The 23,216-nt window shown below is 71.7% G+C and carries 18 protein-coding genes and 2 pseudogenes; 11 read left to right on the top strand and 9 right to left on the bottom strand.

Translation table 11 applies throughout. From position 1 onward, the window contains the following. Window positions 1-111: 111 nt before the first annotated feature. The 5 genes from ACQ86M_RS06820 to ACQ86M_RS06800 all read left to right on the top strand — a co-directional run bounded on the left by ACQ86M_RS06820 (window position 112) and on the right by ACQ86M_RS06800 (window position 5,326). Window positions 112-1,029 carry an alpha/beta fold hydrolase gene (locus ACQ86M_RS06820; RefSeq protein WP_431247527.1) on the top strand — a complete coding sequence of 306 codons (918 nt, stop codon included), beginning with the start codon at window positions 112-114 and terminating at the stop codon, window positions 1,027-1,029. Next, window positions 1,026-2,114 (top strand): glycosyltransferase family 4 protein, encoded by a 1,089-nt coding sequence (locus tag ACQ86M_RS06815; protein WP_431247526.1) that lies wholly within the window; start codon window positions 1,026-1,028, stop codon window positions 2,112-2,114. Before ACQ86M_RS06820 ends, ACQ86M_RS06815 begins: the two co-directional genes overlap by 4 nt. A gap of 51 nt (window positions 2,115-2,165) precedes the next feature. After that, window positions 2,166-4,211, top strand: coding sequence for a cell wall-binding repeat-containing protein (locus ACQ86M_RS06810; RefSeq protein WP_431247525.1), 2,046 nt, complete (start codon window positions 2,166-2,168; stop codon window positions 4,209-4,211). Window positions 4,212-4,469: 258 nt separating this feature from the next. After that, the gene (locus tag ACQ86M_RS06805) at window positions 4,470-4,946 is read left to right on the top strand and encodes a hypothetical protein (RefSeq protein ID WP_431247524.1); all 477 of its coding nucleotides are present in this window, start codon (window positions 4,470-4,472) and stop codon (window positions 4,944-4,946) included. 26 nt (window positions 4,947-4,972) lie between these two features. Beyond that, complete coding sequence (locus tag ACQ86M_RS06800) at window positions 4,973-5,326, top strand: hypothetical protein (protein ID WP_431247523.1); 354 nt, start codon at window positions 4,973-4,975, stop codon at window positions 5,324-5,326. 4 nt (window positions 5,327-5,330) lie between these two features. Here ACQ86M_RS06800 and ACQ86M_RS06795 read toward each other — a convergent pair whose 3' ends face one another. Then, window positions 5,331-5,930: a histidine phosphatase family protein gene (locus ACQ86M_RS06795; RefSeq protein WP_431221312.1), complete on the bottom strand. Its 600-nt coding sequence runs from the start codon at window positions 5,928-5,930 to the stop codon at window positions 5,331-5,333. A 48-nt stretch (window positions 5,931-5,978) separates the two neighbouring features. Further along, the gene (locus ACQ86M_RS06790) at window positions 5,979-6,824 is read right to left on the bottom strand and encodes a Sir2 family NAD-dependent protein deacetylase (protein ID WP_431221437.1); all 846 of its coding nucleotides are present in this window, start codon (window positions 6,822-6,824) and stop codon (window positions 5,979-5,981) included. A gap of 77 nt (window positions 6,825-6,901) precedes the next feature. On the opposite strand from ACQ86M_RS06790, the gene ACQ86M_RS06785 reads away from it, so the two are divergent. Beyond that, window positions 6,902-7,726, top strand: coding sequence for a TrmH family RNA methyltransferase (locus ACQ86M_RS06785; protein ID WP_431247522.1), 825 nt, complete (start codon window positions 6,902-6,904; stop codon window positions 7,724-7,726). Between the two features lie 19 nt (window positions 7,727-7,745). Further along, window positions 7,746-9,002, top strand: coding sequence for a D-alanyl-D-alanine carboxypeptidase family protein (locus ACQ86M_RS06780; RefSeq protein WP_431247521.1), 1,257 nt, complete (start codon window positions 7,746-7,748; stop codon window positions 9,000-9,002). A 14-nt stretch (window positions 9,003-9,016) separates the two neighbouring features. Here the strand turns inward: ACQ86M_RS06780 and ACQ86M_RS06775 are convergent, their stop codons facing one another. Next, window positions 9,017-9,805: an SGNH/GDSL hydrolase family protein gene (locus tag ACQ86M_RS06775; protein WP_431247520.1), complete on the bottom strand. Its 789-nt coding sequence runs from the start codon at window positions 9,803-9,805 to the stop codon at window positions 9,017-9,019. 70 nt (window positions 9,806-9,875) lie between these two features. Between ACQ86M_RS06775 and ACQ86M_RS06770 the strand changes: the two genes are divergently transcribed. The 3 genes from ACQ86M_RS06770 to ACQ86M_RS06760 are packed head-to-tail and all read left to right on the top strand — an operon-like array spanning window position 9,876 to window position 13,357. Then, entirely contained in the window at window positions 9,876-11,696 is a 1,821-nt protein-coding gene (locus ACQ86M_RS06770) for a DEAD/DEAH box helicase (RefSeq protein ID WP_431221436.1), read from the top strand. A gap of 51 nt (window positions 11,697-11,747) precedes the next feature. Further along, window positions 11,748-12,488, top strand: coding sequence for a VIT1/CCC1 transporter family protein (locus ACQ86M_RS06765; protein ID WP_431247519.1), 741 nt, complete (start codon window positions 11,748-11,750; stop codon window positions 12,486-12,488). A 32-nt stretch (window positions 12,489-12,520) separates the two neighbouring features. Further along, window positions 12,521-13,357, top strand: a complete 837-nt coding sequence (locus ACQ86M_RS06760) for an AMP nucleosidase (RefSeq protein ID WP_431247518.1) — start codon at window positions 12,521-12,523, stop codon at window positions 13,355-13,357. Window positions 13,358-13,364: 7 nt separating this feature from the next. Here the strand turns inward: ACQ86M_RS06760 and ACQ86M_RS06755 are convergent. The 3 genes and pseudogenes from ACQ86M_RS06755 to ACQ86M_RS06745 all read right to left on the bottom strand — a co-directional run bounded on the left by ACQ86M_RS06755 (window position 13,365) and on the right by ACQ86M_RS06745 (window position 19,046). Continuing rightward, window positions 13,365-16,753: pseudogene (locus ACQ86M_RS06755) on the bottom strand (error-prone DNA polymerase). Between the two features lie 16 nt (window positions 16,754-16,769). Continuing rightward, a complete protein-coding gene (locus ACQ86M_RS06750; protein ID WP_431247517.1) occupies window positions 16,770-18,353 on the bottom strand; it encodes a DNA polymerase Y family protein in 1,584 nt (527 codons plus the stop codon). Further along, window positions 18,354-19,046, bottom strand: coding sequence for a hypothetical protein (locus ACQ86M_RS06745; protein WP_431247516.1), 693 nt, complete (start codon window positions 19,044-19,046; stop codon window positions 18,354-18,356). 137 nt (window positions 19,047-19,183) lie between these two features. Between ACQ86M_RS06745 and ACQ86M_RS06740 the strand changes: the two genes are divergently transcribed. Beyond that, window positions 19,184-19,615 (top strand): NUDIX hydrolase, encoded by a 432-nt coding sequence (locus tag ACQ86M_RS06740; protein ID WP_431247515.1) that lies wholly within the window; start codon window positions 19,184-19,186, stop codon window positions 19,613-19,615. 7 nt (window positions 19,616-19,622) lie between these two features. Here ACQ86M_RS06740 and ACQ86M_RS06735 read toward each other — a convergent pair. The 3 genes and pseudogenes from ACQ86M_RS06735 to ACQ86M_RS06725 all read right to left on the bottom strand — a co-directional run bounded on the left by ACQ86M_RS06735 (window position 19,623) and on the right by ACQ86M_RS06725 (window position 23,186). Then, a pseudogene (locus ACQ86M_RS06735) lies at window positions 19,623-20,455 on the bottom strand (DUF3097 domain-containing protein). 54 nt (window positions 20,456-20,509) lie between these two features. Then, complete coding sequence (locus ACQ86M_RS06730; protein ID WP_431221301.1) at window positions 20,510-20,800, bottom strand: DUF6504 family protein; 291 nt, start codon at window positions 20,798-20,800, stop codon at window positions 20,510-20,512. A 4-nt stretch (window positions 20,801-20,804) separates the two neighbouring features. Next, window positions 20,805-23,186: a SpaA isopeptide-forming pilin-related protein gene (locus ACQ86M_RS06725; RefSeq protein ID WP_431247514.1), complete on the bottom strand. Its 2,382-nt coding sequence runs from the start codon at window positions 23,184-23,186 to the stop codon at window positions 20,805-20,807. Window positions 23,187-23,216: the final 30 nt, after the last annotated feature.

The raw sequence follows: 23,216 nt of genomic DNA, 5'->3' as shown, positions 1-23,216 counted from the left end.
TGCGCGGGCGCGGCAGTGCGGTGCAAGCGATTGCACTCAGCAGAGTCTAGGGCGTGCCGACCGTGGCCTGTCCAGTCCTCTTGTCGGCCGCGCCGCCTAGACTGTCAGGCGATGCCTGTCACCTCCCCTTACGCCGTCGCGCTCGAGCGCGTGCCCGTCCGCGAGGAGGCGGTCAGCGTCCTCGGTTCCACCACCCGCTACTGGGATTACGGCGACCCGCACGCGTCGACGGTGCTCGTGCTCGTGCACGGCTTCCGCGGCGATCACCACGGACTGGAGCCGGTCGTCGCGCAGCTGGACGGCGTGCGCATGGTCTCGCCCGACCTGCCCGGGTTCGGGGGGTCCACGCCGATGAGGGAGGCGGCGCACGACATCGACGGCTACGGCCGCTGGCTGCGCGCGTTCGTGGCCGCGCTGGGCCTCCCCGCCGCCGCCCGCGTGGTTCTGCTGGGCCACTCGTTCGGGTCGATCGTCGTCGCCGGGGCGCTGGCCGGCGAGCCGGCCGGCTCGCCTCGTCCCGACGCCGTCGTGCTGGTGAACCCGATCGGGCAGCCGGCGCTCGAAGGCCCGCGCGGCGTCTTCACCCGCCTCGCGATCTTCTACTACTGGCTGGCGGCCGCGCTGCCCGAGCGTCTCGGCTTCGCCCTGCTGCGCAACCGCGTGATCGTGCGCGTGATGAGCCTGGCGATGGCGAAGACGCGGGATGCGTCCCTTCGCCGCTGGATCCACGACCAGCACGACCGCTACTTCTCCGCCTTCAGCGACCGCCGGGTCGTGCTCGAGGCGTTCCGCGCGTCCGTGGAGCACGACGTCAGCGAGTATGCGCCGCGGATCCCGGAGCGGACGCTGCTGGTCGCCGCCGAGAAGGACGACATCACCCCGATCGCGGCCGAGTACCGCCTGCAGACGCTGTTCCCCGACGCGCAACTGGTGGTGATCCCGGATGTCGGGCACCTCATCCACTACGAGACTCCGGTGGCCGCCGCCCGCGCGATCGAGCGGTTCCTGGCCGAGGGGACGGCGGCGTGAGGATCCTCTTCGACTGCCGGTACACGCGCATCGGCCGGCACGACGGCATCAGCCGCTACACCGCCGGGCTGGTGACGGCCCTCGCGAAGCTGCACCCGGTGACCATGCTGATCAGCGACCACCGCCAGCTGGAGCTGCTGCCCGAGCTGCCGTGGGAGCTCATCCCCTCGCCGACCGCGGTGGGGGAGCCCTGGGTCGCGCGCACCGTCAACAAGCTGCACCCTGACGTCGTCTTCACCCCGATGCAGACGATGGGCGCGTTCGGCCGGAAGTACCGGCTCGTGCTGACCGTCCACGACCTCATCTACTACCGGCACCCGACGCCGCCGCGCGACCTGCCGGCCTTCGTGCGGGGACTCTGGCGGCTGTACCACCTGGCGTGGTGGCCGCAGCGGCTGCTGCTCAACCGCTCCGATGCCGTCGTCACCGTCTCGGACACCACAAAGGGGCTCATCGCGGAGCACCACCTGACGAAACGCCCGGTTCACGTCGTGCCCAACGCGGCCGACATGCCGGAACTCGCGTCCGGCCGCGCCGAGCGCACGGCGCCCGAGACCAAGAGTCTCGTCTACATGGGCTCGTTCATGCCGTACAAGAACGTGGACACTCTGGTGCGCGCCGTCGCGCTGCTGCCCGGCTACACGCTCCACCTGATGAGCCGGGTGACGGATGCGGAGCGCCGGCGGCTAACGGAACTCGCGCCCGGCGCGACGATCGTCTTCCACAACGGCGCGAGCGACGACGAGTACGCCGAGACGCTGGCCGCCGCGACGGCATTGGTCACGGCATCCCGCGACGAGGGCTTCGGCATCCCGCTGCTGGAGTCGATGACGCTCGGGACGCCCGTCCTCGTGAGCGACATCCCCATCTTCCGCGAGATCGGGGGAGAGGCCGCGCTGTACTTCCCGCCCGATTCGGCCGAGGAGGTCGCGGCGCGCGTCCGCGAACTCGAGGCACCCGGCGTGTGGGCCTCCCGCTCGGCGGCGGGCCGCGCGCAGGCGGAGCGCTACACCTGGGACGGCTCGGCCGCCCGGCTCCTCGAGGTGCTGAACGCGACAGGGCACTCGAAACGGAAGCGCGTTTGATGCCATAATCGCGAAGTGTGCAGAAGTGCACTTTTCTTCGGGGGGACGTCGATGTCAGACAAAAGGTGGTTCAGGACGGCCGCGGCCGCGGGTCTCGCGATGGTGACCGCGATCGCGGGGGCCGCGCTTGGCGCAGTGCCGGCGAACGCGGACCAGTCGATGTATCGCGTCGTCGAACAGCTGCCCGTACCATCCGGCGGCGACGCATGGGCGACCATCCCGACGATGGCGGTCGATCCCTCGAAGAACACCCTGTACGCGTTGGAGGGCGGGAGCGACCACAGCAGCCTGTCGGCGCTGAACCTCGCCGACGGTTCGGTGACGAAGACGATCCCGCTTCCGCACATCCCGAACGGCGTCGACATCGACGCCGCCCGCGGGCACGTCTATGTCACGATCGCGGACACCGCTGCGGGCACCGCCTCAGTGGCGGTGTTCGACACCGCGACGGCGACCCAGGTCGCGACCATCCCGCTCGGTGCGGTCACCCTGGTGGGCGCGTCCGGCAACAGTGGGATGGCGGTCGACAGCGCGACGGGCGCCGTCTACTTCGTCGGAACGCGCTCGGTCGGCGGAACACCGACGCCATCGTTGCTGGTGCTGACGGCCGCGCAGATCACGACGGCCATCGGCGGCGCGGGCGTCACGCCGACGGCGGTGTCGCTGCCGCCGACGATGCAGGGGCCGACCTCGGTCGCCGTCGACCCGGCCGGCGGCCTCGTGTACGCCGTGACGGGCTCGCCGACCGCTTCCACCCTGTACGCGTTCAGTACGGCGACGAACGCGCTGACACGCGCGGTTCCGCTGACCGGGATCGCCAGCATCGCGACAGTCGACCCGGCAGATGGAACGGTGTACGTCGGCCGCCGCACGACACCGTTCTCGACCGCGTACGAGGTCGCGCTCGTGCCACGCGGCGGCGCTGCCATCTCGTCCACCATCGCACTCCCGGCGCAGGCGGAATCGCTGGAGGTGGACACGACCGCCGGCACGCTGTACGCGGCCGTCTCCCAGCCCTTCGAGGGCGGCACCGTCAACGAGGTGCTCGCGATCGGCACGGCATCCCACGCCGTCGTCGCCGGGGTCTCCGTTCCGACCCCGGCCGACGTCGCGGTGAATCCGAGCACGGGAAGCGTGTACGTGTCGGGCGCGGCAGCCGGGAACACGCTGGTCTCGGTGGTCCGCAAGCTCACCACCGAGCGGGTGGCGGGCAGCGACCGCTTCGCGACCTCCGTGGCCGTCTCGAAGCGGGCGTTTCCCGGCACGGCTCCCGTCGTCTACATCGCCTCCGGCCAGAACTATCCGGACGCTCTCGCCGCCGGCCCAGCCGCGACGAAGGCCGGTGGCCCCCTGCTGCTGACGCCGTCCTCCGGGCTGACCACCGACGTCGCTGCCGAGGTCGCGCGCCTCAAGCCGTCGAAGATCGTCGTCGCCGGGGGCGCGACGGCCGTGTCGGACCATGTGCTGAGCCAGCTGCGCACCGCGGCCCCGTCCGCGACCGTGAGCCGAGCGGCGGGAGACGACCGCTTCGCCACCTCCCGTTTGGTGGTGACCGGTGCGTTCTCGACCGCGAGCACGGTGTACCTCGCATCCGGCACCAACTTCCCGGACGCTCTGTCGGCGGGCGGCGCCGCAGGCTCGACGGGCGAGCCCGTCCTCCTGGTGAACGGCGCGGCCGGCGGCATCGATCCGGCGACCGCGGCGCTGCTGACGTCGCTCGGGGCCACGAAGGTGAAGCTGGTCGGCGGGACGACGGTCATGTCGAGCGCGCTCGAGTACTCGCTCACGAAGGCCGGGTACACCGTCTCCCGCCTCGCGGGCTCCGATCGGTACGCGACGGCCGAGGCCGTCAACGTCAGCACCTACGCGACCGCATCCACGGCCTTCCTCGCCACCGGCTTCGGTTACCCTGACGCCCTGGCAGCGAGCAGCTGGGCGGGCAAGACGTCGTCGCCGCTGTTCCTCGCTCCGGGTACGTGTGTGCCGAGCGGGGTGCTGGCCGACATGGGACGCCTGGGAGTGCGCACCGTGACGTTGATCGGCGGACCGACCGTGCTGACCGCCCCGGTCGATTCCCTCACGTCCTGCTCCGGCTGACCGGACTCTGGTCGGCTCGGCGGGTCGTGGTGCTCACGGCGGTCGCGCGCTTGCGCTGACATAGTCCGCGTTTGCGCGGATTCCTATCGCTCGCGTCATACGCGAGCGAGTTCGACGTCTTAGAAGGTATGACAGGTGCTTCTCCTGTCGCAGTCGTGGGCGATGCCGCTTCCAGCTCTGTCTGGGCCAGGTGCACGTCCGCGCGTTCCTTGTCGAACCAGGAAAGGGGATCCCCGAATGCGGAGATCTCGAGTGTGGATGTCAGCGGGCGCGCTCGTCGTCGGTGTCGCCGTTACCGGATTCGCCTCCAGTGAGCCGAAAGCGGGCCTGCCGGCTAGGCCTGTCTACGGAACGACCTTCCAAGTCGTCAACTCCTCTTACGCCGGTGGTCGTGTCGACTTCACACACATCGTCGCGCGGTGCTACGCGTCGAACGGGACATGCACGATCACAGCGGGCAAGAGCGCAACCAACTCCATCGATGTGTCGCTCGGGTGGAACAGTGGTGGTGTGGCGAGTGGTCTGGGTATCTCGTCGGCTGGTTCGACATCCATCTCCGTCGGCTGCACTTCGCCCCGACTCCGACCGGGAGTTGCGTGGACCGGCTACGCTGTCGGGCGCTACTTCACGTACCGGATCAAGAAGGTCACCAGCGCGCCATCGGGCGTCACGAGCACGTACAGCGGGTGGCTGCATGCTTTCTCGGCGTACAGCAATCAGATCTACTGCAAGTAGAAGGAAAGCCATTCGAAGGAAGAACGATGAAGATCCAACAGCTTGGTCGGGCGGTCGCGGTCGCTGCAGTCGCCGTCTTGGCCTTGACCGGATGCACGTCGAACACGCCGGACCCCGAGAAGTACATCGGCGAGACTCTCAGCGCTGCAATGCAGCACCTGAACTCACCGAACGTCATCGACTTGTCCGAGAACGTTCTGCACACGTCGCCGACGTACAACGAGAATGCGGATGCATCTGCCTGGATTGTCGTAGCGGGCTGCTACAAGGCGAATCCGCAGAAGATCAGCGCGCTCGGGGTGATTCCTCAAACGGATGCGACGCCGCAGATAGTGGCCACGGCGAAGGCCGGCGGCTATCGTCACGATGTCACATGCTGACCGCTCACATCACGGAGGCGGTGAAGAGGTCGCGGTCCTCCGGGCCGAGGTTGAAGCGGTCGAGGGTGAGCGCGCCGTCGTCGTAGATGAAGCGGTGCACGGAGCCGTTGGGGATGAGCTCGCCCGGGCCCGGGAGGGCGTGGTCGGTGACGTGGCGGACCAGCGACGAGATGACGCCGCCGTGGCTGACCACGATCACGTTCTCGCCGGGATGCTGCTCGCCGAGCTCACGCAGGGCGGGCAGCGCCCGTGCGACGACCTCCTCCCGCGTCTCCCGGCCGGGGACCGGCACGCCCTCCGGCCAGCGGGCGAGGATCTGCGCGCCGGTGAGGCCCTCCGCCTCGCCGTAGTTGCGCTCGGCGACCGCCGCCAGCGGCCGCGGCTCGCCCAGGCCGATGTGCCCGGCGATGATCCGCGCGGTGTCGAACGCGCGCGAGAGCGGGCTCGCGTAGATCGCGTCGAACCGCCCGCCGGAGAGCGCGCGCCCGGTCGTCTCGGCCTGCTCGCGCCCGGTGGCGTTGAGCGGGATGTCGCTGGAGCCCTGGATGCGCTTGGCGAGGTTCCAGTCGGTCTGTCCGTGCCGAACGAGGGAGATGAAGGTCACGCGCGTCCTTTCGCTGCGGGACGCGGTGCTGCCGGGATGGTGGGCGGCTCAGCCCAGTCGCTTGGCCAGCTCGACCAGCGTCTCCGTCGTCCCACCGTCCAGCTTAACGGTCGCGCGGCCGTCGCCCTTGGTCTGGCCGCGGTTGACGATGACGATCGGCAGGCGGCGACGGCGTGCCTCCTCGAGCAGACGGATGCCGGAGTTGACGACCAGGGAGGAGCCGGCGATGAGCAGCGCGTCCGCCGAACGGACCAGGGCACTCGCCTCGCGGTACTTCTCGGGCGGGACGAACTCCCCGAAGAACACGACGTCGGGCTTGAGGTGGCCGCCGCAGACGGTGCAGTCCGGCACCACGAAGGCGTCGATGTCGGTCACGATCGCGTCGCCGTCCGGGGCGATCTCGACCGCCCCCTCGGTGTCGAGCCACGGGTTGGCGGCGTCGATCCGCGCGGTGATCGCCTCGCGGGCGAAGATCTGGCCGCAGACCAGGCAGAGCACCCGATCCATCGCGCCGTGCAGGTCGACGACCCGGCGTGACCCCGCCTGCTTGTGCAGCCCGTCCACGTTCTGGGTGATGACGCCGTTCGCGGCGCCGGACGCCTCCAGCGCGGCGAGGGCCCGGTGGCCCTCGTTCGGATGCGCGGCGGCGAACCGGCGGTAGCCGAGGTGGCTGCCGGCCCAGTAGCGCTTGCGGAAGCGGTCGTCCGCCAGGAACTGCTGGAACGTCATGGGCGTGCGCTTCGGCGCGCCCTCGCCCCGGTAGTCCGGGATGCCTGAGTCGGTGGAGACGCCGGCGCCGGTGAGCACCGCGACGCGGCGGCCCTGGAGCAGCTCGACGGTCTGGTCGATGCCGCGCGCGAGCTCGGGCGGGAGCTCCGTCGTCAGCGTGGTCACAGGCACCTCCAGATCCGTCGTCAGTCTAAACACCGCAGTTTTCCGATTTGTTTCGTGGGCCTGGCAATGTGGATGCCATGCTCCTGCACCGCATCGACGACCTGACCGCCGACGGCCTGGCCGACTACTCCCGCCTGACCGACGTCGCCCTGCGCCGGGTGACCGAGCCGGCCGGCGGTCTCTACATCGCCGAGTCGACGAAGGTGATCACGCGGGCGCTTGCCGCCGGGCACCGCCCGCGGTCGGTGCTGCTGCAGGAGCAGTGGCTGCCCGACATCGAGCCGCTGCTCGCCGACTTCCCCGATGTGCCGGTCTTCGTCGGGGACGCAGCCGTGCTCGAGAGCCTCACCGGGTACCACCTGCACCGCGGCGCGCTGGCGGCGATGCACCGGCCGGAGCTGCCGGATCCCGCGGACCTGCTGCGGGATGCGCGCCGCGTCGTCGTGCTCGAGGACATCGTCGACCACACGAACGTCGGCGCGATCTTCCGCGCGGTGGCCGGGCTCGGCGCCGACGCCGTCCTCGTGACGCCCCGCTGCGCCGACCCGCTCTACCGCCGCAGCGTGCGGGTCAGCATGGGCACGGTCCTGCAGGTGCCGTGGACCCGGCTGCCCGAGTGGGATGCGGCGGCACCGCTGCTGCACGACGCCGGCTTCGACATCGCGGCGCTCGCCCTCGCCGATGACGCCGTAACTCTCGACGCGTACGCCGCGGATCCGCCCGAGCGCGTCGCGATGGTGTTCGGCGCGGAGGGCGACGGGCTGAGCAGGCGGGCGCTGGCGGCGGCGGACACGGTGGTCACCATCCCGATGCTGCACGGCGTCGACTCCCTCAACGTGGCGTCCGCCTCCGCCGTCGCGTTGTGGGCGCTGCGGGCGCGTTCTCAGCCGTCGCATCGGTAGCCGCGGCTAAAATCCGAGGGTGCCCCAGCAAGTCCCGACCGTTCCGCCGCGCCGTCTTTCGCCGAGCGTGTACCGCCGCCGCCGGATCGTGGTCTTCGGACTGCTGGCCGCCATCCTCGTGGCCTTCGTCTACGTCGTCGGTTCGCTCGTGGCCCCCATCCCCGCGACCGCGGCCGTGATCGCGCACGAGAAGACGCTCACACAGCCCGCCGCGCAGCCGGCGTGGCCCGCGTACGGCTCCTCGGCGTTCGTCGCCCCCGACTACCCGGGCGCGGCAGGGTCGCACGGGAGCGACGCAAGCGTCCCGATCGCCAGCGTCACCAAGACGATCACCGCGCTGGTCGTGCTCGACAAGAAGCCGCTGAACGGCACGGAGGACGGCCCGGACATCGCCTTCACGCAGCGCGACGTGGACATCTGGAACCAGGTGATCGGCGCGGGCGGGTCGTGGGCGCCCGTGGTGGCGGGGAGTTCGATGACCGAGAAGCAGGCGCTGGAGGCGATGCTGCTGCCCTCGGCGAACAACTACGCGATCTCGCTCGCGAACTGGGCGTACGGCTCCACCGACGCGTACGTGAAGGCGGCCAACGACTGGCTGCGGCAGAAGGGCTTCACCGGCACCAAGGTCGTCACGCCGGACGGGCTCGACCCGGGCAATGTGAGCACGACGAAGGACCTGATCGGCATCGGGAAGCTCGTGCTCGCCTCGCCCGCGCTCTCCGCCATCGTCTCGCAGAAGAACGTCACCCTGCCGGGCGCCGGATCGCAGGACAACACCAATACGCTGCTCGGCTTCGGGGGAGTGGACGGGATCAAGACCGGCAACACCGACGAGGCGGGCAACTGCCTGCTGTTCTCGGCCGAGGTCCCGGTCGGGTCGACGAAGGTCCGCGTGCTCGGCGTGGTGCTCGGCGCTCCGACGCATGACGACCTGTGGGCCGGGGTGAAGGCGCTGCTGACCAGCGTGAAGGCCGGCTTCCATCCGGTGACGCCCGTCGAGAAGGGTCAGGCGTTCGGCACGTACACGACGGCGTGGGGCGCCTCGTCGAAGCTCATCGCCACCGAGACGAAGTCGTTCGTGGTGTGGTCGGACACGCCCATCCAGGTGGACCTGCAGACGCGTCCCCTGTCGTCCGGCTTCACGGGCGACATCCTCGGTCAGGGCACGTTCACCCTGAACGGGAAGACGGTTGCCGTGCCGCTCGCGCTGGCGAGGGACGTGCCGGACCCGGGGTTCGGCTGGCGGCTCGCGCATCCGGGGGGCCTGGGGTCGTAGCGCCCTTCCGCGCGTCAGTCGCCGCTGATCAGGAACGGCCCCGCGTCGGGACGCTTCGCCGTGATGTGGTCGCCCGACGACTGGTGCCGGATGCGGCGGAGCACCCACGGGACGAGGTATTCGCGCGCCCACGACAGGTCCTCCGAGCGGGCCTGGCGCCACGTGCGCACGGGCAGCGGCTCCGGTTCGAGCGGCTGCAGGTCGTTCTCGACGTTCAGCGCGGAGAGCACCATCCGGGCGACCGTGTGGTGGCCGAGCGGAGCGAGGTGGAGGCGGTCGGGCGCCCACATGCGCGCATCCTGGATCTCGGTCAGCGCCCACTGGTCGGCGACGATGCAGTCGTATCGGGCGGCGATGGCGCGGACGTTCTCGTTGTAGATCGCGACCTTGCCGCGGATGCCGCGGAACACCGGCGAGAAGCCGACGTCGACGCCGGTGAAGACCACGATCGTGGCGCCGTCGACGCTGAGCCGCGACACGGCCTCGTCGAACAGCCGCGCGATCTGGTCGGGATCCGTGCCGGGACGGATGACGTCGTTGCCGCCCGCCGAGATCGTGATGAGGTCGGGCCGGAGGGCGACCGCCGCATCCACCTGCTCGTCGAGGATCTGCTTGATCAGCTTGCCGCGCACGGCGAGGTTCGCGTACGCGAAGTCCTCCGTCTGGCTGCTGAGCACCTCCGCCACGCGGTCGGCCCACCCGCGATGGCCCCCGGGGCTGCGCGGCTCCGGGTCGCCGATGCCTTCGGTGAACGAGTCTCCGAGGGCGACGTAGCGGGACCAGGGGTGCTGTTCTTGGGCCATTGCTCCATTCTGCATCGGACGGCCATGTCGGTGCTCTCGGGTAGATTTGATCCAAGTGGAGACGACAGCAATACCCGAGCCGGACGACCGGCCGGAGGACGACGAGCGACCGGGCGCGCATGCCGGAAGCTTCGCGGCGGAGCACCTCTCGCCGTCGTTCCCGGAGCGCGCCGCCTGGGGTACGGCGGGCAAGCTGCGCGCCTGGCAGGCCGAGGCGCTCGACGCGTACTTCGTGCATGAGCCGCGCGACTTCCTCGCCGCGGCGACGCCCGGCGCCGGCAAGACGACCTTCGCGCTCCGCCTCGCGACCGAACTCCTGTCGCGCCGCGTCGTCGAGCGGGTGACCGTGGTCGCTCCGACGGAGCACCTGAAGCGGCAGTGGGCCGAGGCGGCCGCTCGTGTGGGACTGCACCTCGACCCGGACTTCAAGAACTCCGACGGGCGCTACGCGCGCCACTACCGCGGGGTCGCCGTCACCTACGCGCAGGTGGCGATGCGCCCGTCCCTGCACAAGGACATCACCGAGGGGCACAAGACGCTGGTCATCCTCGACGAGGTGCACCACGGCGGCGACGCGCTCAGCTGGGGCGACGGCATCCGCGACGCCTTCGAACGCGCGACCCGCCGGCTGTCGCTCACCGGTACGCCGTTCCGCTCCGACACCGCGCCGATCCCGTTCGTGACGTACCTGCCCGACCGCCAGGGCATCCGCACGTCGGTCACCGACTACAACTACGGCTACGGCCGCGCGCTCGAGGACGGCGTCGTGCGCCCGGTCATCTTCATGGTCTACGCGGGCCACATGCGCTGGCGCACGAAGACCGGCGACGAGATGGAGGCGCGGCTCGGCGAGGGGAACACCAAGGACATCACGTCGCAGGCGTGGCGCACGGCGCTGGACCCGCGCGGCGAGTGGATCCCGTCGGTGCTGTCGGCGGCCGACCGGCGGCTCACCGAGGTGCGCAACTCCATCCCCGACGCCGGCGGCTTGGTGATCGCGACCGACCACTACGCCGCTCGAGCCTACGCCGACCTGCTGCAGCAGATCAGCGGGGAACCGGTGACCGTGGTGCTCTCGGACGAGAAGGAGGCGAGCGACCGGATCGAGGCGTTCGCGAAGAGCGAGTCGCGGTGGATGGTCGCGGTGCGCATGGTGTCCGAGGGCGTGGACGTGCCGCGGCTCGCCGTGGGCGTCTACGCGACGAGCGCATCCACTCCGCTGTTCTTCGCGCAGGCGATCGGCCGCTTCGTGCGGGCCCGGCGGCGCGGTGAGACGGCGTCGGTGTTCCTGCCGAACGTGCCGACCCTGATGGCGCTGGCGAACGCCCTGGAGCTGGAGCGCGACCACGCCCTCGACCGAGTGGCCGACGAGAACGCCGAGGGCGACCTGTGGAACCCCGAGGACGCGATGGTCGCCGAGGCGAACCGCGAGGAGCGGGCGTCGGAGGCGCTGACCGAGGAGTTCGCGTTCGAGGCGCTGGGGTCGGAGGCCAACTTCGACCGGGTGCTCTACGACGGCAAGGAGTTCGGCAGCTTCGCGGTTCCGGGCACGGACGAGGAGCACGACTTCATCGGGCTGCCGGGCATCCTCGAGCCGGAGCAGGTGCACGAGCTGCTGCTGCAGCGCCAGCAGCGGCAGGCCCGCCGGCACTCGTCGCGGCCGGCCGCGGCGGAGGGGCACCCGCCCGCGCCGCTGCACCGCACGCTGAAGGAGCAGCGGCAGCTGCTGAACAGCCTGGTGGGGCTGTACTCGAAGAACTCGGGCGAGCCGCACGGGCTCATCCACGCGGAACTTCGGCGGGTGTGCGGGGGACCGGCGGTCGCCCAGGCGAGCGTCACGCAGCTGCAGGCGCGCATCGACTTCCTGCGGAAGCGGCTGGGCGCACATTAGGGTCGCCGAACCTTCCTGGCGCCGCCGCGCCGCCCTTCCTAGGCTGAGGGCATGAGTGACACGATGGGTGACGCCGGGCCCGCGCCGGAACAGCATGCCGACGAACCGCACCGCGGGGGAACGGCGCAGCGCCTCAACTGGTTGCGCGCGGGGGTCCTGGGAGCGAACGACGGCATCGTGTCCGTCGCGGCGGTGGTCGTCGGTGTGGCCGGCGCGACGACCTCGGTGCCCGCGATCGTCACCGCGGGCCTCGCCGCCCTGGTCGGTGGCGCGATCTCGATGGCCCTCGGCGAGTACGTCTCGGTGAGCAGCCAGCGCGACAGCGAGCGCGCCCTGATCGCGAAGGAGCGCCGGGAGCTCGCCGAGATGCCGGAGAAGGAGCTGGAGGAGCTCACCGGCCTGTACGAGGCGAAGGGCCTGTCCCGGGCGACCGCGCGTCAGGTCGCGGTGGAGCTCACCGAGCACGACGCGCTGGCCGCCCACCTGAGCGCCGAGCTGGGGATCGACGAGAACGACGTGGTGAGCCCGTGGCACGCCGCGATCGCCTCCGCCATCGCGTTCACCATCGGCGCGGTGCTCCCGATGCTGACCATCCTGCTGCCGGCCGAGGTGCGCATCCCGGTCACCTTCGTCGCGGTGCTGATCGCGCTGGCGATCACCGGCTACGTCGCGGCGTGGATCGGGGGCAGCTCCCGCGGCCGTGCCATGGTGCGCGTGGTGGTGGGCGGCGCGCTGGCGCTGGCGGCCACGTTCGCGGTCGGTTCGCTGCTCGGCACGTCGGTCGCCGGCTAGGCGCGGCCCGGAGCGGCAGAGGACACGGCACCATGGTGGATGCGGAGAACACGGCCGACACGGCGATCACGGTCCCGCCCAACGTGTCGATGCGCGGCAAGGAGCAGATCGTCCGCGACTGGCTGCCCCGCTACACCGGGACGCCGCTGGAGGAGTTCGGCGAGCACATCCTGCTGACCAACTTCGGCGACTACGTCGAACGCTTCGCGGAATGGTACGGCACCGAGGTGCGCGGCCGGGACCGGTCGATGCCGAACGCGACCGCCGACGGCATCACGATGATCGACTTCGGGATGGGCAGCCCGAACGCCGCGACCGTGCTCGACCTGCTGTCGGCCATCTGCCCCAAGGCGGCGCTGTTCCTCGGAAAGTGCGGCGGCGTGAAGCGGAAGAGCCGGGTGGGCGACCTGGTGCTGCCGATCGCGGCCATCCGCGGCGAGGGCACCTCGAACGACTACCTGCCGCCGGAGGTCCCCGCGCTGCCCGCGTTCCAGCTGCAGCGTGCCGTGTCGTCGACGATCCGCGACTTCAAGCAGGACTACTGGACGGGCACGGTCTACACGACCAACCGCCGGGTGTGGGAGCACGACGAGACCTTCAAGGAGTACCTCCGCCGGTCGCGGTGCATGGCGGTGGACATGGAGACGGCGACGGTCTTCGCCGCGGGGTTCGCCAACCGCATCCCGAGCGGCGCGCTGCTGCTCGTCTCCGACCAGCCGATGACCCCGGAGGGCGTGAAGACCGAGGAGAGCGACCGGGGCGTGACGCGCGACTTCGTCGAGCCGCACATCCGGATCGGCGTGGAGGCGCTGCGCCTGGTGCGCCGCAACGGCCGCAGCGTGCGGCACCTGCGCTTCGAGGACGACTGAGCGGCGGTCAGCGGAAGTCGCGGGAGACGGTGCGGATGCCGGTGTCGAGCGCCTCGAGCTTGTCGGCCACCACGTTGACCACGCCCTCCTCGCTCCGCTCCAGGATGCCGCGGACGATCATCGCGGGGGCCTGCCGCGCCACACGGCGGTAGCGGTTCCACACCCCGACCGGGCAGACCACGTTCACCATCCCGGTCTCGTCCTCGATGTTGAGGAAGGTCACGCCGGCCGCGGTCGCGGGCCGCTGGCGGTGCGTCACCACGCCGCCGACCTCGATGCGGCGGCCGGACTCCCCGGCGGCGAGCGCGTCGGCCGGGTACACGCCACGCGCCGCGAGCGCCGGCCGCAGGAACCGGATGGGGTGGTCGTCCGTCGAGATCCCGGTCGACCAGAGGTCGCTCGCCAGCTGCTCGGCGGGGAGAGCATCGGCAGCAGCGGCGGCTGCACCGTGATCGCCGTGCCCGCCAGGTACTCGGGGCGTTCCTGGGCGGCGTTGCCGGCCTCCCAGATCGCCTGACGGCGGCTCAGGTCGAAGCCCTCGAACGCGCCGGCCGCGGCGAGCGCCTCCAGCTGGCCGGTGTTGAGGCCGGCGCGGCGGGCCAGGTCGCCGAGGTCGCGGTAGGGGCCGTACGCCTCGCGTTCGGCGACGATCCGCTCGGCGAGCCTCTCGCCGATGGACGTGACGCCCGCGAGCCCCAGCCGCACGGCGTGGCCGCCGTCGCGCCGGTGCGCCCCGAAGTCGAGCGGCACCGCCGGGTCGAACGGGTCGATCGGCGGCTGCTCGGTCTCGAGGCACGGGTCGGTGCCGGTCGGCCCCGGGCGTGCGTCGTCGAGCGGCTCGAGCAGCGGGAAGACGCCCGACCGCTGGATGTCCGGCCGCTGCACCACCACGCCGTGCCGCCGGGCGTCGGCGGTCAGCGTGCGCGGCGAGTAGAAGCCCATCGGCTGCGCCCGGAGCAGGCCGGCCAGGAACGCGCCCGGGTAGTGCAGCTTCATCCACGAGCTCACGTACACCAGCAGCGCGAAGCTGATCGCGTGGCTCTCGGCGAAACCGAAGCTCGCGAAGGCCTCGATCTTGCCGTAGATCGCGTCGGCGTCGTCCCCGACGATGCCGTTGTGCGCCATCCCCTCGTAGAGCTTCGCCTTCAGCGCGTCGATCTTCTCCACGCCCCGTTTGGAGCCCATCGCGCGGCGCAGCTGGTCGGCGTCCTCCGCGGTGCAGTCGCCGACCGCGACCGCCATCTGCATCAGCTGCTCCTGGAACAGCGGGACGCCCATGGTGCGCTCCAGCACCGGGACCAGCGCCGGGTGCAGGTAGGTGACCGGCTCCTTCCCGAGCTTGCGGCGGATGTACGGGTGCACGGCGCCGCCCTGGATGGGCCCCGGCCGGATCAGCGCGATCTCGATCACCAGGTCGTAGAAGCTGCGCGGCTGCAGGCGGGGCAGGGTGCCGATCTGGGCGCGGCTCTCGACCTGGAAGACGCCGATCGAGTCGGCCCGGCAGAGCATGTCGTAGACGCCCGCCTCCTCCTTCGGGATGGTCTCCAGCGTCCACTTCTCGCCGAGCGAGGCCTCGATCGTGCGCATCGAGTAGTCGAGCGCCGACAGCATCCCGAGGCCGAGCAGGTCGAACTTGACCAGGCCCATCCAGGCGCAGTCGTCCTTGTCCCACTGCAGCACCGTGCGGTTCTCCATGCGGGCGTGCTCGATCGGGCACACCTCGCCGACGGGCCGGTCGGTCAGCACCATGCCGCCCGAGTGGATGCCGAGGTGCCGCGGGAACGTCAGCACCTGCTGCGCGAGGCCCACCACGTCGTCCGGGATGTCGTGGTCGTCGCTGGTCTGGACGGAGCCCCACGAGTCGATCTGCTTGCTCCAGGCGTCCTGCTGGCCGGTGGAGTAGCCGAGCGCCTTGGCCATGTCGCGCACCGCGTTCTTGGGCCGGTAGGTGATGACGTTGGCGACCTGGGCGGCGTTGTGGCGGCCGTACTTGCGGTAGACGTACTGGATGACCTCCTCGCGCCGGTCGGAGTCGAAGTCGACGTCGATGTCGGGCTCCTCCTCGCGCATGCTGGAGAGGAACCGCTCGAACGGCAGGTCGTACTTGATCGAGTCGACCGCCGTGATCCCGAGCAGGTAGACCACCGCCGAGTTGGCGGCCGACCCGCGGCCCTGGCAGAGGATGCCCTGGCTGCGGGCGAACCGGACGATGTCGTGGACGATGAGGAAGTAACCGGGGAAGTCCTTCGCCTCGATCACATCCAGCTCGCGCTCGATGCGCTCGCGCTTCGCGGGGTTGCGGTCGAGGTCGGGGTAGCGCTCGGCGGCTCCCCGCCAGGTGAGCTCGCGCAGCCAGCTCATGGGCGTGTGCCCGTCGGGCACGTCCTGCTTCGGCAGCCGCGGCCTCGCGCTGCGCAGGCGGAAGGCGAGGTCGTCGGCGATCTCGACGGTGCGCTCGACGGCGCCGGGGTAGCGGGCGAAGCGGCGCGCCATCTCGGCGCCGCTGCGCAGGTGGGCGGCGCCGGCGGCGGGCAGCCAGCCGTCGAGCTCGTCGAGGCTGCGCCGCGCGCGCACGGCGGAGACCGCGGTCGCGAGCGGGTACTGCGCCGGGCTCGCGTAGTGGACGTTGTTGGTCGCGACGGTCGGCAGCCCCAGCCGCGCGGCGATCCGGGCGAGGATGTCGTTGTCGGTGGAGTCGCGGGGGCCGCCCTGGTCGATCAGCTCCACCAGCACGTTGTCGCGGCCGAACAGCTCGGCCAGTCGGGCCACCTCGCGCTCGGCGGCCCGCTCGCCGTGCTCGGCCAGGGCGAGGCGGACGTCGCCCTTGCGGCAGCCGGTCAGCACCATCCACTCGCCCTGCGCCTGGTCGGCCAGCTCGTCGATCCGGTACACCGGGCGGCCCTTCTCGGAGCCCTCGAGCTGCCCCGCGGTGATCGCGGCGGCGAGCCGGTGGTAGCCCTCCTGCCGGCGGCCGAGCACCACGAGGTGGCTGCCCTCGGGGTCGGGTTCGCCGTTCTGCGGCTTGGTCAGCGACAGGGACAGCTCTGCGCCGAACACGGTCTTGACGCGGTCGTAGGCCTCCGCCGCCTCGGCCAGGTGCACGACGCCGTAGAGCCCGTCGTGGTCGGTGAGTGCGAGCGCGTGCAGGTTCAGCCGGGTGGCCTCCTCGAGCAGCTCCTCGGGCGAGGAGGCGCCGTCGAGGAAGCTGAAGTTGCTGTGCGCGTGCAGCTCGGCGTACGGCACGGCGTCGCCGCCCGGCGCCTCCGGTATCGGCTGGGGCACGTACTTCTGCCGTTTGCGCGACGACGGCCGCTCGTCGGTCGGCTGAGCGGTGCGCCGCCCCGAGAGCCGGCGCTCGAACTCGGCCCACGGGATGGGCGGGTTGTCGAAGCCCATCAGCCGGCCCCGTCCATCAGTCGTACCGCGCTTCCGCGAACCAGCCGGAGCCGGCGAGGGCGACCAGCCACGCCGTCCCGTCCGCGTCGACCAGCTGGAACCGGTGCATCGCGCGGGAGAGGGACGCATCCCACCACCGCTCGCGCACCGGCCAGGGGCCGGCCCAGGAGTCGACCGGGCGCGCATCCCGCGCCTGGCCGGTGGGGGAGAAGCGTGCGATCGGCGCCGTCACGTCGCCCCGGTCGGTGACGTCGACCGAGGCGCCGTCCTCCGTCAGCACCGCGACGGGACGCGGCACCTCGAACACGGTCGACGGCGCCGGCGCGGGCAGCGACCCCGGCCACGGACGGTCGACGCGGGCGACACCCACCGCGCGGTCGCCCCACGGCACCAGCACCTGTCGCTCGCCCGGCGCCCGTCCGCCGGCGATCGTGGCCGTCACAACGGCCTCGTGCCCGAGCATGCTCTGCACGCGGGTGAGGCCGTGGTGGATGCGCTCGTCGCCGCCGCCGCCCCACAAGCCGTCTTCGTGGTGGCCGATGTCGTCGACCGCCTCGGGCTCGAGCACCACGCGCGCGATGGGGGATGCCAGGCCCGAGTCGATCGCGCCGGCGCCCTGCAGCTGCCAGCGCACCCGGTCGACCACATCGGGAGCGGAGAACAGCCGCGGATGCAGCCAGGTGCGGTCGCTGACGCGGCCCGACTCGTCGGTCACCTCGACCCGCAGCGACGTGCACACCAGCCCCGCCTTGGTGAGGCCGGCGACGAACTGCTCCGCCGTGCCGCGGACCGCGAAGGTGACCTGGTCGACGCGGTCGAGCGGCGGCTCGAACTCGATCGCGCGGTCGAGCTGCTTCGGAGGGGTGCGCGGCACGACGGCGGCGCCGTCGAGACCGCTGGCGAGTGTGTGCGCGTGCTCGCCCCGCTCGCCGAACCGCTCGCGCATGTCGACCCGCGAGAGCGCGGCGATGTCGCCGAGGGTGTGCAGCCCGAGCCGGCGCAGCAGCGGGGTGAGGTCGGCGAGGCCCAGCTGCGAGACCGGCAGGGGCGCCAGGAAAGCGGGGGAGCCACCCGCCGGGATCACCCGGATGCGTGCGCGGCCGGTGGAACGGGCGGCCTGCTCGGCGGCGAACGGCCCGTCGGCGATGCCGACCCGAGCATCCGGGAGCCCCAAGATCTCCAGGCAGCGCAGCAACTCGGCGGCCGCCTCCTCTTCGCCCCCGTAGTAGCGTGCGGGGCCGCGCGCCCGCAGCACGCACGTGCCCGGGCGCACCGGCTGCACGCCGGGCGTGATCTCCTCGATCGCGGCGAGCACCGGCTCGAACGCGCGCGCATCCTGCACCGGGTCGTACGGCACGACCTCCAGCTGCGGGCAGCGGGCCTGCGCCTCGCGCATCCGGAGTCCGCGCTTCACGCCGTCGGCGCGCGCGGCTTCGGAGCACGCGAACACGACGCCCTTGTCGACCAGCGCCAGCGGCAGGTCCTCCGGCAGGTCGAGCGCCTGCCGCGCCGCGATGACCGGCCAGTCGGGGCACCACAGCACGATGGCACGGGTGACGGCCGGCTCGTGCGGGGCCGGCTGACGGACGTCGGGGGCCATCTAGACCACCGCCTCGAGGCGGGTGGGGGCGGAGGCGCGGAAGCTCTCGTCGACCGCGGGCAGCCACAGGTCGGCCGTGCGGCGGGGCCCGGAGCCCCCGCGCGGTGCGGACTCCACCGTGACCCGGCGCGACGAGAGGTAGCCGTCGCCCGACCCGAGGCCGTCCCAGCCGCTGCGCGAGACCGTGAGGGTCGCCTCGACCTGCGGCCAGTCGCCCGCGACGATGAGGGTCGCCTCGCGCTGCCGCAGCCGGGCGCTGAGCCGGGCGACGTCGCCGTCCTTCGCGCGGGAGGGCGGGGCGACCACGACCACGCTGAGCACGTCGACGACGGCCGCGGTCACGGTCAGCCAGTCGTCGCCGGGATGCGGCACCAGTACCAGCCGTTCCAGGTCGATCCCGAACCGGCCGGCCGCCTCCGCGCCGAAGTCGGGCATCCCGACCACGCCGCACCAGGCCCCCGCGGCGCTCGGGCCGGCGAGCATGGCCATCAGCAGCGTGGTCGACCCGCGCACCGAGTACGCGGCGCCGGCCTTGAGCGCGCCGCCGGGCAGCAGCGGGGAGAGGGCGGGATGCGTCTGCAGCGTCCGGCTCTCGAGCTTGGTGGCCTGCATCTGCCGGATGCGGGTCTGCAGCTCGTGCACCTGCGCCCGGTCGACGACCGGTTCGCTGAGGTGGTGGGCTGCCAGGGACACCCTTCTATTTTCGAACGTATGTTCGAAGAGTGCAAATGCAATTTCGGGTTTTCGTACCCGGTAATGCAGGCACGCGCAGCGCGCATCCGCACTGTACCCCCGGGCACCGACACCGGTCGCCGGCGCACAATGGACGCGTGCGCCCCACGTACCCCGCCGCCGTCTACCTCTGCCTGTTCGACGGCGACCGCATCCTGCTGCAGCGCCGCGACGGGACCGGCTACCGCGACGGCGAGCTCGCCCTCCCGGCCGGCCACATCGAGCCGGGGGAGTCCGCCACCGCCGCGGTGCTCCGGGAGGCGCGCGAGGAGACCGGCCTGGCGCTCACCGCCGACGACGTGCGCCTCGCCCTCGTGCAGCACGGCCGCGCCGACGGGGACGCCTACATCGACTTCTTCTTCGCCGCCGACCTGCCCGACGGCACAGTGCCGGTGATCGGCGAGCCGGACAAGGCCTCCGAACTGGTGTGGGCGCCCGTCGCCGCGCTGCCGGACGACGTCATCCCCGTCATCCGGAACGGCATCGAGGCACTGCTGCGCGGTGAGTCGTACGTCGAATACGGGTGGTGACCGGCGCCTACGGCTCGGTGACGAAGTCGATCAGCTGCTCCACGCGCCCCAGCAGCTCCGGCTCGAGGTCGGAGTACGACCGCACCTGGCCCAGGATGCGCTTCCACGCGCGGGCGATGTCCGCCTGCGTCTCGTGCGGCAGGCCGAGCGCCGCGCAGATGCCGTGCTTCCACGGCACCGACCGCGGGATCACCGGCCACGCCGAGAGCCCCACCCGGGCCGGCTTCACCGCCTGCCAGATGTCGACGAAGGGATGCCCGACCACGAGCACGTGCGCACCGTACGGTCCGCGGGCGACCTGCTCGGCGATCCGGCTCTCCTTGGACCCGGCGACCAGGTGGTCCACCAGCACGCCGATCCGGCGGCCGCGGTCCGGCCGGAACTCCTTCACGATCGCGTCCAGGTCGTCGACGCCCTCCAGGTACTCGACGACCACGCCCTCCACCCGCAGGTCGTCGCCCCAGACGCGTTCGACGAGCTCGGCGTCGTGCCGCCCCTCGACGAAGATGCGGCTGGCGCGCGCGATCCGCGCCTTCTGCTCGCCGACCGCGAACGAGCCGGAGGCCGTGCGCGACCGGCCGGCCTGCGCCCGCGACGGCGCGACGAGGCGCACCGGCTTCCCGTCGATGAGGAACGACCCGGTCAGCGGGAAGACGCGCTTCTTGCCGAAGTAGTCCTCCAACTCGACGGTCTGCGCCTCGAGCCGGGTGATCGCGCCGCAGAAGCCGGTCCCGGCCTCCTCGACCACCAGATCCTTCACCGCCTCGACGGCGGGAACGGGGTGCGCCCGGCGTTCTTCCAGTCGCCGGCCAGCACATCCGTTCCGTAGCGGTCGTCCATCACCCGATGGAGGCTATGCGAACGGACGCCCGGGGCGGGGAGCCACGCCCCGCCTCAGTCGAACACGCGGACCAGTCGCCACGACCGGTCGACCGCATCGTGCCGCACGTCGAACACGCGCGCGACGCCGTCCTCGCTGGTGCCCTGGAACCGCCAGCCGCCGATCTCGCGCGGAAGTGTCCCGACCGTGTAGCGATGCTCGCCGAACGGCCGCCACCAGGCGCACACCTCCGCCCAGACGGTCGGCGTGTCGGAGACGCGGTAGCGGGTCGCCCGCCACACCAGCCGTGTCGGCACCCCGTCGTCGGTCGTCCAGACGGCGACCGCCTCGTCGATCTCGGTCATGTGCTCACCTCGCCAATCGAACATACGTTCGAAAGCAAGTGTAAGCCGCCGTCCGCCGCAGCGCACCCCGCAATCGGGCTCCAGTCGCCCGGAGCTCAGGCTGACCGGCGACGGAGCACGAGCTGCACGACGGCGACGCAGAGCACGCCGGCGAGGAGGCCCCTCCGGTGAACGTCAGCGTGTCCGTGCCCAGCCCGCCCGTGAGGGGGATCAGCGGCACGGGCATCTGCTTGTTGGCCACGTCGCGCAGCGTCACCGTGGTCGACGTCGCGGCGATGGTCACCGGGATGGGGGACGGGTTGAGCTGGAAGCCGACCGGCGCCCGCGTCTCGACGAGCTGGTAGGTGCCCGGCCCGAGGTTCGTCAGCCGGAACGCACCGCCGAGCGGCTCGATGTCGGCCCCGGTGCAGGCGGCCGCCGTATCCGCGACGCAGTCCGTCACCGCGATGGCGGGCCCGGTGGGCTTGCCGGCGGCGTCCACCGGTGTGAAGTTCCAGGTGGCCCCCGAGAGGATGTTCGCCGCCGCGGTCGCATCCACCTTGCGCCAGAGCACATCGGACACCGTCACCGGCACATCGGACGTGCAGCGCGGATCGGTGGACCCCGTCGGGCAGTTCGAGCCCGGCGACGTCGACACGACGGTGTTCCGCAGCGCGTGGTCGCCGGTGTCCGGGTTCTTCAGCGTGACGGAGTACCGGATGGTGGCGCTCGCCGCAGGAGCCAGGGCGCCCGTCCACGACAGGACCGGCTGCGCGTACTTCGCCGTGCCGGCGGTGGCGGTCTGGTCGGCGTTGTAGGTCGCATCCTTCAGCACGTCCGTCAGGTCGTCGGAGAACGCGGCGCTGCCGTACGCCTGCGAGCCGGTGTTCGTCACCGTGATGCTGTAGACGACCTTCTCTCCCGGCCGGGCGGTCTGCACGCCAGAGGTCTTCGCGATGGCTAGTGAGCACTGGGAGGCAGCCGCCCGCACCGAGAACTGCACGGCGCCGGTCGCATTGCCGCTGGGGGAGTCGCTGCCGGCGGCCGAGGTGGTCACCGCCTTCGCCGTGTTCGACAGCATCAGCGGCGAGGCCGCGTCGCAGGCGACGGGCGGAACCGTGGTGCGGAAGCACAGCTGCACGGGATCGCCGACCCAGCTGACCGAGATCTGCCCGTTGACGACGCCGGTGGGATCGGACACGCCCTCGACCGTGACGGTGGCCGTGAGGGAGGTCACCGTCTTCGGCACGCTCGCGAGCGAGAGCGTCGCCCCCGCGGCGAGCCGGACCCCGGTGTATCCGGCGATCGCGGCGCCGTTCTGGTCGGTGAGAGTCACCAGGGTGTTCGTGAACGCCGAGGTGACGAGGCCCGGCAGGCTCAGGGTGCCCCACCGGGTGAACGAGGCGCTGCCCGTCCCGCAGTAGGACGACGTCGGGGTGACCGTGACCGTCTGCGGCGCGGTCGCCGTGCAGGTGCCGCCGGTGGAGGCGCGGAAGAACGTGATGACGCCGCCGTCGCCCGTCGCCACCATGCAGTCGGAGGCGAGGTCCGTCGCCGGCCGCACGGTGTAGTTCGTCGTGTTGCTCACGTTCGTGTAGCCGGCGCAGGCGGGCACCGTCCCGCTTCCCGAGTACGAGGCGAAATCGCGGCAGATGACCTGGTTGCCGTTGGAGAGGAACACCTTCGTGCCGGTCATCAACGCCTCACCCGCGGGGTAGCCGCCGGCGGTGAAGTTCGCGCCGGTCCCGGTGTACGGGTTCTGGGCGGCGGTGAGCAGCGCTCCGCTGAGGTTCCAGCAGGTGGACGCGGTCCCCGCTCCGTTGGTGATGGTGCAGACGCCGGTCACGGCCCCGGCCGTCGAGAGGATGGGCGCGAACGGGGTCCCGGAGTACGCCGCCGCCGGCGACGACTTCACCGGCCAGGCGCTCACCCCCGCGGAGTCCCTGCACTGCCTGCGGAGCTTCACGTCGTAGCAGTACGTCAGCCAGGAGTTCGCGGTCGTCTGCTGCATGCTGGCGAACACGTAGTCCCCGTAGGTGGAGGCTACGTAGTAGCTCGAGCTCGTCCATCCGCTCGGGTTCAGCGTCACATCCGCGCAGGCCGCGCCGGCGGGGGTGACGCAGACGAGGAGCGCCGCGCCGGAGCTGCTCGCGGCGGCGTACAGGTTGCCGTCGGAGGCCGGGATCCCGGTGCCGCCGATCTGCGCGCCGAACCCGACCGCGCGCGTCACGGTCCCGGTGCGCGCCGTGTAGCCGCAGCTCTTCGGCGTGGTGGTGGAGAGGTCGAGGCAGGCGACGCCCTGGCTGGAGCCGTCCGCCGCGCCCGCGAACCAGAGCATCCGGCTGCCGCTGATCCACATCCCGCTCTGCAGGGAGGTGTAGCCGGTCCAGACGGTCCCGGTGCCCACCGCGGTCCCGGCGACCGCGGACCACGTCTG

This window comes from Leifsonia xyli subsp. cynodontis (assembly GCF_050632205.1).
In the GTDB taxonomy this organism is placed as follows: Bacteria; Actinomycetota; Actinomycetes; order Actinomycetales; family Microbacteriaceae; genus Leifsonia; species Leifsonia xyli_D.
Note: the sequence above shows the minus strand (reverse complement) of the source record. Positions and strands in the feature narration are given on the sequence as shown.

What these genes read in the sequence shown, in the direction of transcription:
- ACQ86M_RS06820 (WP_431247527.1), top strand. Translation starts at nt 112, where the DNA reads ATGCCTGTCACCTCCCCTTACGCCGTCGCGCTCGAGCGCGTGCCCGTC.
- ACQ86M_RS06810 (WP_431247525.1), top strand. Translation starts at nt 2,166, where the DNA reads ATGTCAGACAAAAGGTGGTTCAGGACGGCCGCGGCCGCGGGTCTCGCG.
- ACQ86M_RS06805 (WP_431247524.1), top strand. Translation starts at nt 4,470, where the DNA reads ATGTCAGCGGGCGCGCTCGTCGTCGGTGTCGCCGTTACCGGATTCGCC.
- ACQ86M_RS06800 (WP_431247523.1), top strand. Translation starts at nt 4,973, where the DNA reads ATGAAGATCCAACAGCTTGGTCGGGCGGTCGCGGTCGCTGCAGTCGCC.
- ACQ86M_RS06785 (WP_431247522.1), top strand. Translation starts at nt 6,902, where the DNA reads ATGCTCCTGCACCGCATCGACGACCTGACCGCCGACGGCCTGGCCGAC.
- ACQ86M_RS06775 (WP_431247520.1), bottom strand. Translation starts at nt 9,805, where the DNA reads ATGGCCCAAGAACAGCACCCCTGGTCCCGCTACGTCGCCCTCGGAGAC.
- ACQ86M_RS06765 (WP_431247519.1), top strand. Translation starts at nt 11,748, where the DNA reads ATGAGTGACACGATGGGTGACGCCGGGCCCGCGCCGGAACAGCATGCC.
- ACQ86M_RS06760 (WP_431247518.1), top strand. Translation starts at nt 12,521, where the DNA reads ATGGTGGATGCGGAGAACACGGCCGACACGGCGATCACGGTCCCGCCC.
- ACQ86M_RS06750 (WP_431247517.1), bottom strand. Translation starts at nt 18,353, where the DNA reads ATGGCCCCCGACGTCCGTCAGCCGGCCCCGCACGAGCCGGCCGTCACC.
- ACQ86M_RS06730 (WP_431221301.1), bottom strand. Translation starts at nt 20,800, where the DNA reads ATGACCGAGATCGACGAGGCGGTCGCCGTCTGGACGACCGACGACGGG.